The organism is Wenyingzhuangia sp. IMCC45574, assembly GCF_054182685.1.
In genome coordinates this window covers 1,879,655-1,892,907 of record NZ_CM135169.1, presented here as the reverse complement: position 1 = coordinate 1,892,907, position 13,253 = coordinate 1,879,655, and the positions used below count along the sequence as shown (strand labels likewise).

The window sequence follows — 13,253 nt, the reverse complement described above, 5'->3', positions numbered from 1 at the left end:
TGGTAAAGGTAACAAATAATGTTAAGAGTATCTGTTTAATTGGCTAATTGCAGCTTCTGCACATCTTTCACCATCCATAGCGGCAGAAATAATTCCACCAGCATAACCACCACCTTCTCCGCATGGGAATAGCCCTTCTATTTCTGGATGCTCTAAATTGTCTTTTCTTGGGATGTTTACAGGCGATGAGGTTCTAGATTCAACTCCTACGATATTGGCTTCGTTGGTATTGTATCCGTGCATTTTAGCACCTATTTGAGCAAAACCTTTACGCAATCTACCACCAATGGCTTTGGGGAGTAAAGAGTGTAAAGGAGACGATTTTAAACCAGGTTGATAAGAAGTTGGATTCAATTCTGGAGATAGCTTACCATCAATAAAATCGGTTAATCTTTGAGCAGGAGCAGTTTGTGTTCTACCACCAGCTGTAAAAGCCAAGCGTTCTAAGTCTTTTTGGTACTGTAGGCCTTTTAGTGCTCCATACTGTTCGTATTTTTGCAAATCTTTTTGAGCGTTAATTTCTACCACAATTCCAGAATTGGCAAAGACATTGTTTCGTTTAGATGGAGACATTCCATTTACGACTACTTCACCATTTGCTGTAGCAGCAGGAACTATAAATCCACCAGGACACATACAAAAAGAATATACTCCGCGTTCTCTTACTTGTTCTACCCAACCATAGGCAGCTGCAGGTAGTAATTCGTGTCTTTTACCTTCGCAATGGTATTGAATACTATCTATTATTTCTTGAGGGTGTTCTACACGAACTCCCATAGCAAAAGATTTTGCTTGTAATGCTATTTCTTTTTGATGTAATAATTCGTACACATCACGTGCCGAGTGACCCGTAGCAAGAATTAATGCTTTACAATCCATTTCTCTACCATCTTGGAGCTGAATAGCTTGTACTTTGTTGTTTTTAGTAGTAATATCTACCACTCTAGATTCAAAATGTACTTTTCCACCGTAGTGAATGATGTTCTCACGAATCTTGGCAATAATTTTAGGAAGCTTATTGGTTCCAATATGTGGATGTGCATCAATTAAAATTTGTTCGGTTGCACCATGGTATACTAGGTTTTCAAAAATTCTACGAACATCACCACGCTTTAAACTACGCGTGTATAATTTTCCATCGGAGTATGTACCTGCACCACCTTCTCCAAAACAGTAGTTAGAGTCTTCGTTTACGTTATGGAATTGGTTAATCTGACGTAAATCTCTACGTCTGTCTTGCACATTTTTACCACGTTCTAAAACGATAGGTTTGTATCCTAGTTCTATACAACGTAGTGCTGCATACATACCAGCAGGTCCAAAACCAACAATATGTATTTCAGGTTTGTTGGCAACATCTTGGTAGTTAAATTGATATTCAGAGTTTTGTGGAGCAGGTTCTTTTATATACACTGCAACTTTGTAATTAAAGTAAATTTGAGGCTTTCGTGCATCAATAGATTTTCTAAGCACTTTTACACTGTTAATGTCTTTTCTATTGATATCTAACCATTGGGCAGCTTTTATAGTAAGGATATTTTCCTTATTTTCTTCCTGTAGTTTAATACGTAATTGAATCTCTTTTACCATATGGCAAAAGTAATCTATTTAAAGATAGTTATGAATTGCTAATTAAAAAAGTGGGGTAGTAAAAGTGGTTTAATTTTCTGTTTTTTTAAAAAAGGTAATGGCGGTTATAGTAAGGTAAATTGTTATGGAACCAATAAGAGCAAAGCCAAAAGTTCCTAAATGTCCACCTAAAAAAGGAATGTTAAATGTTTTAAAAATAAAACTGATTACTGTACCACCCACAATACCAACAAAAAAATAAACCATTGGACCTAGGTCCATGTTTTTGAATAAAAAGTTTGCTAACCAGCCCGCGAATCCGGCAAGTAGCACTGTGATAATGAAATCCATGATTTATACATTTTTAGTTTTAATTAAATGACCCACGATAATTTACGAAAAAAAGATGATTTAGTCAAATATTAGAACGCTAAAAATAGTATTAAAGTATTGTAAATGAGAGTTTTTATAGAGGAGAGGAGTCTATAAAATTTAGGGAAGGTATTTAGGTCAAGTTTACTTTGCCGTACTCTTAAATCTAGATCTTATTTCTAGTAGGCTGTAAATTATAATAGAACCAATTAGGGAAAAACAGAAGGTTCCTAAATGTCCGCTTAAGAATGGGATTTTAAAACTTTGGAAAATAAAACTAACCAATGTACCTCCAAGTAACCCAATAAAAAAGTAGACAATCGGGGCTAAATCCGAATTTTTGAATAGAAAGTTGACAAGCCACCCCGATAGACCGGCCAACAAAACTGTAATAACGAAATCCATAATTTTTTCATTTAATATATATTATGTGTTGATAGTCATAAAGTTACGTAAAAATACCGATGGATTGATATTTGTTATTCTTTTTAGTTTATTAGTAAAAAAAGTGTTATAGTGCTGTATGTTACAAAAAAAAACAGATGAATTTTTAAGAATTCATCTGTTTTTAAGTGGAAGTTTTTAACTTAAAATTGGTTAAAACATTGGTTTTAAGTAAGTTTTGTCTGTTTTTTTGTGTCTTCTTGTTCTTTTCTTTCTCGGGTGATTAAGTTTAGTCCAATTTGGAATAGTACTGTACCTAGTAAAGTTGTAATTAGTTTCACTAAAATTGGATGTATAAAACCAATAATTAATGATTTAAATAAAATTACACCTAAGATACTTCCTATAACACCTGTAACAAAGTATCCTAAAAAGCCATTGTTATTTTTTCCCAAATAAGAATTCGTTAACCATCCAGAAAAAACAGCGAAAGTTAGATTTAATATTAAGTCCATTTCTATATTAAATAAATATTGTTTTTAGTTTATTTTACCGCGCGCGAAGATAGTTAAGAATGATATTTAGTTAACATTAGATGTCTGCTTTTGATTGATGTAAGTTATCTTTTTAAACAAATGTTAAACTTATGAAGCTGTTATTTTAGGTTTTTCTAGCTTAGAATAGAGTCCGTAATTGTGTAAAAGTAAAAAGCTAGCTAATTATTAAAAATTAGCTAGCTTTTAGGGTTTAGTTTTAGTTTTTTACTTTCGTAAAGTTTTGATTTTATGTTAGTTTAGTTTGTTTCTCTGACTCTTCATGTTCTTTTTTCTCTCTTCTAAATAAGTTAAGACTAACCTGAAAGATTATCGCACCTAATAAAGTTGTAACTAGTTTACTTACAATGGGGTGTGTATAAGGACTTACTATAGCTTCTAGAAGTACAATCCCTATAATACTTCCAATAATTCCGATACCTAAGTATCCTAAAATTCCATGTTCACTTTTTCCTAAAAAATAATTTGTCAACCATCCAGCGAATGCTGCAATGGTCAGGTCTATTAATAAGCTCATTTTTTTTGTTAGTTAAATAATTGTTGTTTTTTAGTTAATAATTGCCGTCCGAAGATAATAAACAAGTTGAATTGATTAACATATGATATCTTAAAAATAGTGATGAATGTTATTGTTTAACAAAAAAAAGAATTAAGTTTATTTTTTATACGTATTTTATGTTGTTAAAATTTGTGTAATTAACAAATGATAAAAAAGCGAGAAATACTTTAGTATTTCTCGCTTTTAAGTTCTTTAAGAATGTAGTGTTTTTAACTATTTCTTAATGTTATTTTTTTGATTCAGTTTCTTGGCTTTCTTCTTTAAGTATGAATTTTTTCATGACAAAGTTATAAGCTAGCTGAAAAACAATAGCTCCAATAATATAAGCAATGAATTTAGCAATTACAGGTCTTGTGTAGTCTCTAATAAAAGCTTCTATAGTATAATGTCCTAGTACACTTCCTATAATACCAATAATCATTAGCCCAATAAATCCTCTTTCTACTTTTGCAAAGTAATAATACGCTATCCATCCAGAGAGGAGAACGGCAGCAAATTCAATTAATAATTTCATAGCATCTAATTTTTATCAATTTTAATAACTAATAAATAAACTGTTGTTATTAGAAGTTATTTACCAATGTAAGTAATGTTTATTCTTTGTCTTTTCTTTTACTTCTAAAAAGGCTTAAGACAAATAATAAAATTAATGCACCAGCAAAGGCATATAAGAATTTACCTAAATAGCCACCTACTATGTTAATTTGAAAATAACCAAAAATAAATTGTCCTATAAATCCTCCAATTGCTCCAATTACTATGTAACCAAGTATTCCAAATCTGCTACCGCTAAACAAAAAGCTTGCTGCCAAACCTGCTGCAGCACAAAAAGCTAGGTCTATTAAAAAATCCATAAAGTGTATAAGTTTTAATGTTCTACTGTAAAAGTAGTAATATATAATTTTTGAATGGTCATATTTTATAATAAAACAACCACCTGTTACTTACAGGTGGTTGTTGTTTATTATAAAAAGTTGTTCTTTTTAATTCTTAACGTGTAATGCTTCGTTTAACTCAATTGTTTTTGGGTTAGGCTTACATTCTAAGTGACCGTTGGTAGAGTTTAACAAGAATAACAATTTGTCTTTTCCGTTTAACTCGGCACCTTTTACAATGTTTTCTCCTTCTGCAACTACGTTTCCGTTAATATCTACAGGTTGTTTGTTAGCATCGTATAACCAAACTTTAGCAGCAGCAGTAACATATACACCAGCGGCAATAGTACATCCAAATCCTAAAGAGATTCCAGTACCAGAGTTAGCTCCTAATAAACATTTATCACCAATAGAGATTACATTTTTGTTACCTCCAGACAATGTTCCCATAATAGAAACACCTCCTCCTAAATCAGAGTCATGACCAACAACTACTCCTGCAGAAACACGACCTTCTATCATTGCATTACCTTTAGTTCCGGCATTAAAGTTTACATACCCTGCAGGCATTACAGTAGTTCCAACAGCACAATGAGCTCCTAAACGAACCTGAGATCCGCTAGCAATACGAACTCCATTTGGTACGTGGTAGTTTACCATGTAAGGGAATTTATCTACGTGAGAAACTACAATGTTTTCTCCTTTAAAAGTTGCTTTAATTCTTTCTGCAGAAATATCTTCTGGCAAAATTGGTCCATGATTGGTCCATGCAATATTGTTTAATTTACCAAACACCCCCTCTAAAGACAATCCGTGAGGCAATACGTGTAGTTGCGATAAGCATTGTAATTTAAAGTATCCTTCTACTGCATCTGCAACAGGTTGGTCTTTATCAAATAAGAAATAGGCAACAACATCAATATCTTGGTATGTGTTTGTTGGTACGTTGTAGTTTTCTAATAATTGTTGAATTAAAACAATGTTTGGGTGTTTTTCTATTTCTCCGTGAAAAGCAGCAAAATTGTCAAATCCTTTTTGTAATTGTTCTTTAGAAACTGTTACATAACCATTTTCTCCTCCTTTAAAACCTACAACATCTTGTAATAAAGCTGCAGTTCCAAAAGCAGTATCCCAGTTAATAGATGGGAAATTTACATCTAAAACTTTTTCTCCTTTAGAACGACGGATTCCTAATCCAAATGCTAAAGGTTTTGTATATCCCTCTGTAGCTTCTACTTGCGCTACGTAAGCTTTAAATTCTTCTATAGTATTCATATAATTATTTGTTATCTAAAAGTAATCGGGCAAATATAAAGCATTTTTTATTGCTATATGTAGTAAGCTTTTTAACATTTTTATAGGATTTAAGCTTACAACTTATGGCATAAAACGTTCGATAGCAAAGCCTCTATAAATAATCTACATTCTCTTTAAAAATTACTTCAATAGGAGAGTAGAAGTTTTTTTGAGGTGTTTTTTTATTGATTAAATAATTAAAAAGGAGTTTAATACCGTCGTAACCTTGTTGATAGGGTTTTTGACTAATTAGGAAATTAATCGTATCGTCCTTTAGGTAAGCTACATTTTTTGGCGTGGTATCAAAACCTCCAATTTCAATGTCTTTTCTATTAATCTTCGAAATGCTTTTTGCAATAGTGTAAGACTTACTAGATGGAACAAAAATTCCTTTGATGTTAGGAAAATCTTCCAACTCTTTTTTTAAGACACTACTTAGTAAGGTTTCGTTGTTTAATTTATCAATATCAATAACAATGGTTTTTGGTAAAATTGTTTTAGAGCTAGTCGTTAGATAGTCTTCAAAACCTCTTATTCTATCGTTTATTACCTTGTGATTGGCTAAATCTCTTCTTATTTCTATACTCAATACATAAGAGTCATTAGGTAGTACCCAGTTGAATAATTTACCTGCTAGATAACCTGCTTTATAAGAGTTCTGACCAATAAAAGAGATGTTGTTTAATCCTTCTGTTTCTGCATTAATAGTAACGTAAGGAATGTTATTCTCGTCTAGTTGTTTAATAGTTTCTAGCGTTTCTTTTTGAAGAATGGGAGCAAGTAAAACAGCATTGGGTTCTTCGGCTAACATTCTATTAAAAGACTCGTGGTAAGACTTTGGGTCAAATTGATCGAATTCGTAATTGACTATTTCAAAACCTAAACTTTGTATTTCTTTGGCTGCATCTAAAATTCCCTTCTTGGGTGTTTGCCAAAAATCGTTAGATGAAATAGGAAGCGGAAGTAATGTAGCAATAGAAAACTTTTTTTTAGAAGCTAAAATACTGGCAACAGGATTTACCGTATAGTTGCTTTCATCTATAATTTTAAGAATCTTCTTTCTAGTTTTTTCTGAAACTCCACCACGATTGTGAATTACTCTGTCTACTGTTCCAGCAGATACATTTGCCTTTTTGGCTATGTCTTTAATCCTATTCAAATTATTTATGGTTAGAAGGTTTGTTATTAGTTAGTAAGACAAAATAAAGGAAAAAAATTAGTAAATATTTATTTTGTGTGTTTTTTTGTGTAATTTCGTGTTCGCACACGTAATTATAAAAGTATTCATATGTCGGAGTTATTTAGTATTCAAAATCAGGTAATTATTGTAACCGGAGGAGCAGGTGTTTTAGGAGGAAGCATTGCAGAACATTTATTAAGAGAAGGAGCTAAGGTGGTAATTATTAGTAGAAGCGAAAGTACCGTTGCTGATAAATTAGCGGTTTTAAAAGAGATTAATAGTGAGGTTTTAGGATTTGCTTGCGATGTTTTAAACGAAGCTTCTTTGGTAGAAGTAAAAGATCAAATTATTGCAAAGTGGGGTAAGATTGACAGTTTAATTAACGCAGCTGGTGGAAATATGCCAGGAGCAACTATTGGACCAGATAAAAATGTGTTCGATTTGCAAATGGACGATTTTAGAAAAGTATCTGAATTAAATTTAGATGGTACCGTTTTACCTTCTATGGTTTTTGGAAAAGAGATTGTAGCCAATGGTAAAGGAAGTGTTATTAATGTTTCTTCTATGGCAGCAGCCCAAGCAATTACAAGAGTAGTTGGATATTCTGCATCTAAAGCAGCAATAGATAGTTTTACCAAATGGTTGGCTACTGAATTTGCGTTAAAGTTTGGAGACAAGTTAAGAGTAAATGCAATTGCTCCAGGTTTTTTTATTGGTAAACAAAATTTACGATTGTTAACTAACGAAGATGGTTCTTACACAGATAGAGGTAACACAATTATTCAGAACACACCTATGAAACGTTTTGGAGAATCTGAAGAGTTAAACGGGACTGTACAATGGTTATTAAGCGATGCTGCAAGCTTTGTTACAGGTATTGTAGTGCCAATTGATGGAGGGTTTAGCGCTTTTAGCGGAGTTTAATTTTAATTAAAATGAAATATTTTAGGATAGTTATTGTATTCTTAATTGCATCTTTTTTTTGGGGAGCTTCTGCTCAACATAAAAAGAATGTATTGTTAATTTGTGTGGATGATTTACGTCCAGAGCTAAAATCTTTTGGTGCAGACTATATTGTTTCTCCAAATATCGATGCTTTGGCAAAAAAAGGTAGAGCCTTTTACAATCACTATGTAAATGCTCCCAGTTGTGGTCCATCAAGATATACCATGTTAACAGGTTTATACGAAGAAGCAGGATATCATAAAAATTCCAATGCAGCTTTATTTAGAAGACAGAAAAGGATGAAAGAAAATCCAAATGCTGTTTTACCTAGTATGCCAGATTGGTTTAAAAAACATGGCTATACAACGGTTTCATTAGGTAAAGTTTCTCATCATCCTGGAGGTAGAGGAGGAAAAGATTGGAACGATCCCAATGAAGTTGAAATGCCTGGTGCTTGGGATAAGAGTTGGATTCCTTTTGCAGATTGGAAAAGTCCAAAAGGTGCCATGCATGGTTTGGCTCACGGAGAAATTAGAAAAAAAGCAGGTGAAATGGCTGTTTTTCAAGCAGAAACAGGAGCTGATACTATTTATCCGGATGGTCATATAGCCAATGCAGCTATTACACAATTAGAAGAATTTAGCAAGGGGGACAAACCATTCTTTTTTGCGGTAGGTTTTATAAGACCTCATTTACCTTTTGGTGCACCCAAAAAATATTACGATATTTACAGCGGAGTTGAGATTCCCGATGCTCCATTTCCTGAAAAACCATTTTGGAATTCTACGTGGCATGCCTCAGGTGAATTCATGAAATACAATCGATTGGATAAGGATCCTAGAAAGGATAAAAAATTTGCCAACGAGGTTAAAAAACACTACGCTGCTTGTGTTACTTATGCAGATGCACAGGTGGGTAAAGTGTTAGATAAGTTAAAGGAAACAGGATTAGATAAGAACACAGTCATTGTATTGTGGGGAGATCATGGTTGGAGTTTAGGGGAGCATGCCATTTGGGGAAAGCATAGCTTGTTTGATGAAGCTTTGCATTCACCTTTAATAATTGTCGATAAATCGATCCGTAAGAAAGGAAAAGGAACGGATGCTATTGTAGAAACGGTAGATATTTTTCCAACCTTATGTGATTTGACAGATTTGCCAATTCCTGCTTTTGCAGATGGAGTGTCTTTGAAACCGATGTTGAGAAACGTAAAAAAAGAAGGTCATGTAGCCTATGCGTATAAAAATAATACCAGAAGTATTAGAACAGATACCTATAGGTTGACTTTAAAAGGAGGTAAAGCTATTGAGTTGTATAACCATAAGACAGATCCATACGAAACAAAGAATATAATTGCTCAACATCCTAAAAAGGTTACAGAGTTACTAGCATTGGTTAAATTAAAAGATTTAAAAAGAGATTAAAAATGATACAAACATTTAGATGGTTTGGAGTAACTGATTCAGTTCAGTTATCGCATATAGCACAAGCAGGAGCAACAGGTGTAGTTACTGCTTTACACCATATTCAGAATGGTGAAGTTTGGGAAGTAGAAGAAATCATGAAAGTGAAAACGATGATAGAAGAGGCTGGTTTAGAATGGTCTTTTATAGAAAGTATTCCTATTCATGAAAATATCAAACTACAAAAAGGAGATTATTTAGAACGTATAGAAAACTATAAGCAGAGTATTAAGAATGTAGCTGCTTGTGGTGTTAAAAATATCTGTTACAACTTTATGCCTGTATTAGACTGGACACGTACGCAGTTGTTTTGGCCTTTGCAAAATGGAGCTACGGCTTTGCGTTTCGATAAGGTAGAAATGGCCGTTTTTGAAGTGTATTTAATGGAGCGTGAAGGTGCCGAGAATGATTATACAGCTGAAGTTTTAGCAAAAGCAAAAGTTGCTTTTGAGCAAATGTCTGCAGAGGAAAAAGAACGTTTGTCAGACTGTATTTTAAAAGGATTGCCAGGTACGGTGGATGATTTAACTATGGAGGAATTCAAAGCGATGATTGCTCAGTACGATGGATATTCTCACGAAGATTTAAAAAGTAATTTATCATTCTTTTTAAATGAAGTGGTTCCGGTTGCAGAAGCAAATGGAGTCGTAATGGCTATTCACCCAGACGATCCACCAATGGATATTTTGGGATTGCCAAGAATCATAAAATCAGAAGCTGATTTGGATGATTTGGTTGGTTTTGTAGATAGCCCATCTAACGGAATTACGTTTTGTACAGGGTCACTAGGAGCAAATCCGGCAAATGATTTACCTAAAATGATAGAGAAGTTTGCAGATAGAATTCACTTTTTACATTTAAGAAATGTTCGTAGAGAAGCTGATGGAAGTTTCTTTGAAGATGAACACTTGGGTGGATCTAGCGATATGTACGAGGTGGTAAAGGCCGTTGCTAAAGTAGAGGCAAAAAGAGGTGTTGAGTTGGTGATGAGACCGGATCACGGACATCAGATTATAGATGATTTGACCAATGATAATGCCTATTGTGGTTACACTGCTTTGGGTAGATTAAAAGGTTTGGCAGAGTTAAGAGGATTGGAGTTAGGAATTAAAAGAAGTTTGTAAGATGAGTGCAATTAAAAACGATTCCAACTACATGAACCCAGATTTTTTGCTGCAAAACGAAACAGCAAAAATCTTGTATCATCAGTATGCGGCTAAAATGCCAATTGTAGATTATCACAATCACTTGTCTGCAGAATTAATTGCTAAGAATCAGGGTTTTGCAGATATTACAGAAGCTTGGTTGGCAGAAGATCACTATAAGTGGAGAGGAATGCGTGCCAATGGTATTGATGAAAAGTACATTACTGGTGATGCTACTTCTTACGAAAAGTTTGAAAAATGGGCAGAAACGGTTCCTTATACAGTTAGAAACCCTTTGTTCCACTGGACTCATTTAGAGTTAAAAAAATACTTTGGAATTACGGATATTTTACAACCGTCTACTTGTAAAGAAATTTACGAGCAAACATCAGAAAAATTACAAAACACAACTCCTCAAGGTTTATTAAATCAGGCGGATGTAAAAGTGGTATGTACTACAGATGATCCTACAGACGATTTAAAATGGCATATCTACATAGCAGAAAATGATTTTGATACCAAGGTGTTGCCAACCTTTAGAGCCGATAATGTGGTGAATATTGAAGGAGATGGATTTGTAGCTTATATTCAAAAATTAGCGGAAGTATCTGGAGTTGAGGTTCAAGATTTAGCTTCTTTAAAAGCGGCTCTACAACAAAGAGTTGACTTTTTTGCTGAGGTAGGTTGCCGATTATCAGATTTTGGTTTAACTGGTCCATTGATATTTGATGATTTTGATGAAGATGTTGTAGATACGGCTATTTCAAAAAGAATCAAAGGAGAAAGCTTATCAATAGAAGAAAACGAGCAATATCGCTCTTGTATCTTATATAGTTTGTCTGTAATGTATGCAGACAAAGATTGGGCTCAACAATTCCATTTAGGACCTATCAGAAATAACAATTCAAGATTGATTGCTTCTTTTGGAGCAGATGCAGGTTGTGATTCTATTGGAGATTACAATTTTGCAACTCAATTGTCTAAATTCTTCGATCGATTAGATCAAGAAAATAAATTAGCTAAGACCATTACTTACAATTTAAACCCAGCACACAACGAGGTGTTTGCTACCATGATGGGGAACTTTCAAAACAGTGAAGTGCCTGGGAAAATGCAATGGGGTTCTGCTTGGTGGTTTATGGATCAGAAGAATGGAATGGAAAAACAATTGCAAGTATTGTCAGACATTGGTTTGTTAAGCCGATTTGTGGGAATGCTAACGGATAGTAGAAGTTTCTTGTCTTTTTCTAGACATGAATATTTCCGTAGAATTTTGTGTAACCTTTTAGGACAAGATGTAGAAAATGGAGAAATTCCAAATGACGTTGAGTTCTTAGGGAAAATGGTAGAGGATATCTGCTATAATAATGCTGTAAACTATTTTAAATTTTAATTATAAAGAGTATTCAATGGTTGCCTAGTGTAGCTTTTTAAAACAGAATTATGAGAGTGTATTTTTATTTGATTTGTGCGTTGCTAGTAGCTTCCTGTTCGGAGCTAAAGGAAACGAAAACGTTGACCTTAGCACACAGTTTGCCTATTTCGCACCCAGTTCACAAGGGAATTGTGGTTTTTCAACAAGAGTTAGAAAAAGCATCGGGAGGAAAGTTAAAAGTAAAGATTTATCCTGACGGACAATTAGGTGGTGAACGTGAAGCTTTAGAGCTACTTCAAATAGGAAGTATTTCCATGACAAAAGTAAGTGCTGCAACTATGGCCAATTTTGTGCCAGAATATGGAGCCGTTAGTATTCCTTATATTTTTAGAGATAAAGAACATTGTTTTAAAGTATTAGAAGGTGAGATAGGGAGAGAGCTATTGCAAAAAGGAGACGATAGATGGTTAAGAGGATTGTGTTTTTACGATGCAGGTGCTCGTAGTTTTTATACAGTAAATAAACCCGTAGAATCTGCAAACGATGTACAGGGGTTAAAGATTCGTGTAATGAACGACCCTACAGCAGTAAAAATGGTAAGTGCTCTAGACGGTTCTCCTACACCAATGGCTTATGGAGAGTTGTACACAGCTTTACAACAAGGTGTGGTAGATGGAGCAGAAAATAACATTCCATCTTTTGTTACATCTCGTCACTTTGAGGTGTGTAAACACTATAGTTTTGATCAACATACCTACATACCAGATGTGTTGATTATGGGAACAAAAACTTTAGACAGGTTGACTGATGAGGAAAAACAATGGGTATATGGTGCAGCTAATATATCTGCCCAAGCTCAGAAGCAATTTTGGGAGGAATCTGTGAACGAAGGGTTAAAGGTTTTAAAGGAGGCAGGAGTAAACATTTACAGACCCGACAAAGCACCTTTTAGAGAGAAAACAAAATCGATTATAGCAGCTTTTAAGAAGAAATCGTTTGCAGATATAGTCGAGGCAATTCAAAATACTAAGTAATATGGAGCAGTTATTTAAAGGTGTTAAAAAACTATTAGAATTATTATTGATAGTAATTTTTGTAGTGTTGGTAGTAGATGTAGTGTGGCAAGTAATTGCACGTTATGCAAAAATTAGTTCTGGATTTACAGAAGAGTTGTCTAGATTTTTATTGATTTGGTTAGCGGTCTTAGCTACGGCTTATTCTAGAAGTTACAAAGGGCAAATGGCGATTGATTTCTTTTACGAGAAATTTAGCACAAAAGGGAAGCACATTCTTAGCTTGTTTATAGAGTTAAGTATTATGGGGTTTGCATTAGCTGTTATGGTAATTGGAGGAATCAACTTGGTTTCTATTACATTAAAGTTAGGGCAATTATCACCATCTTTAGGGTTTCCGGTAGGCTACGTATATAGTATTGTTCCTGTTTGTGGAATCATCATTTTGTTTTTTAGTTCGTATCACATTATCAATTACATAAGAGATTATAAAAAAGTTATCTCTACAAATAAAACAGTTTAA

General features: G+C 33.8%; 14 protein-coding genes. 6 read left to right on the top strand and 8 right to left on the bottom strand.

The window, feature by feature from the left end:
• Positions 1-21 precede the first annotated feature (21 nt).
• The 8 genes from ACXHHC_RS08025 to ACXHHC_RS07990 all read right to left on the bottom strand — a co-directional run bounded on the left by ACXHHC_RS08025 (position 22) and on the right by ACXHHC_RS07990 (position 6,768).
• Entirely contained in the window at positions 22-1,590 is a 1,569-nt protein-coding gene (locus ACXHHC_RS08025) for an NAD(P)/FAD-dependent oxidoreductase (protein ID WP_458229111.1), read from the bottom strand.
• Positions 1,591-1,659: 69 nt separating this feature from the next.
• Complete coding sequence (locus tag ACXHHC_RS08020) at positions 1,660-1,920, bottom strand: hypothetical protein (protein ID WP_458229110.1); 261 nt, start codon at positions 1,918-1,920, stop codon at positions 1,660-1,662.
• Positions 1,921-2,552: 632 nt separating this feature from the next.
• On the bottom strand, positions 2,553-2,840 hold the full coding sequence (locus tag ACXHHC_RS08015) for a hypothetical protein (RefSeq protein WP_458229109.1): 288 nt from the start codon (positions 2,838-2,840) through the stop codon (positions 2,553-2,555).
• 268 nt (positions 2,841-3,108) lie between these two features.
• Positions 3,109-3,396 (bottom strand): hypothetical protein, encoded by a 288-nt coding sequence (locus ACXHHC_RS08010; protein WP_458229108.1) that lies wholly within the window; start codon positions 3,394-3,396, stop codon positions 3,109-3,111.
• 268 nt (positions 3,397-3,664) lie between these two features.
• Positions 3,665-3,952, bottom strand: a complete 288-nt coding sequence (locus tag ACXHHC_RS08005) for a GlsB/YeaQ/YmgE family stress response membrane protein (RefSeq protein WP_458229107.1) — start codon at positions 3,950-3,952, stop codon at positions 3,665-3,667.
• Between the two features lie 79 nt (positions 3,953-4,031).
• Positions 4,032-4,292, bottom strand: coding sequence for a GlsB/YeaQ/YmgE family stress response membrane protein (locus ACXHHC_RS08000; protein WP_458229106.1), 261 nt, complete (start codon positions 4,290-4,292; stop codon positions 4,032-4,034).
• Between the two features lie 129 nt (positions 4,293-4,421).
• Positions 4,422-5,588: a tetrahydrodipicolinate N-succinyltransferase N-terminal domain-containing protein gene (locus tag ACXHHC_RS07995; protein WP_458229105.1), complete on the bottom strand. Its 1,167-nt coding sequence runs from the start codon at positions 5,586-5,588 to the stop codon at positions 4,422-4,424.
• Positions 5,589-5,721: 133 nt separating this feature from the next.
• A complete protein-coding gene (locus ACXHHC_RS07990; RefSeq protein WP_458229104.1) occupies positions 5,722-6,768 on the bottom strand; it encodes a substrate-binding domain-containing protein in 1,047 nt (348 codons plus the stop codon).
• A gap of 129 nt (positions 6,769-6,897) precedes the next feature.
• Here ACXHHC_RS07990 and ACXHHC_RS07985 point away from each other — a divergent pair, with 129 nt between their 5' ends.
• From ACXHHC_RS07985 to ACXHHC_RS07960, 6 genes are read left to right on the top strand one after another with little or no spacing between them, the layout of a single operon-like run.
• The gene (locus ACXHHC_RS07985) at positions 6,898-7,713 is read left to right on the top strand and encodes an SDR family oxidoreductase (RefSeq protein WP_458229103.1); all 816 of its coding nucleotides are present in this window, start codon (positions 6,898-6,900) and stop codon (positions 7,711-7,713) included.
• An 11-nt stretch (positions 7,714-7,724) separates the two neighbouring features.
• Positions 7,725-9,158 (top strand): sulfatase, encoded by a 1,434-nt coding sequence (locus tag ACXHHC_RS07980; RefSeq protein ID WP_458229102.1) that lies wholly within the window; start codon positions 7,725-7,727, stop codon positions 9,156-9,158.
• A gap of 2 nt (positions 9,159-9,160) precedes the next feature.
• Entirely contained in the window at positions 9,161-10,321 is a 1,161-nt protein-coding gene (uxuA, locus tag ACXHHC_RS07975; RefSeq protein WP_458229101.1) for a mannonate dehydratase, read from the top strand.
• Position 10,322: 1 nt separating this feature from the next.
• Positions 10,323-11,735 (top strand): glucuronate isomerase, encoded by a 1,413-nt coding sequence (uxaC, locus tag ACXHHC_RS07970; RefSeq protein WP_458229100.1) that lies wholly within the window; start codon positions 10,323-10,325, stop codon positions 11,733-11,735.
• A gap of 50 nt (positions 11,736-11,785) precedes the next feature.
• Positions 11,786-12,751, top strand: coding sequence for a TRAP transporter substrate-binding protein (locus ACXHHC_RS07965; protein WP_458229099.1), 966 nt, complete (start codon positions 11,786-11,788; stop codon positions 12,749-12,751).
• Between the two features lies 1 nt (position 12,752).
• Positions 12,753-13,253: a TRAP transporter small permease gene (locus ACXHHC_RS07960; protein ID WP_458229098.1), complete on the top strand. Its 501-nt coding sequence runs from the start codon at positions 12,753-12,755 to the stop codon at positions 13,251-13,253.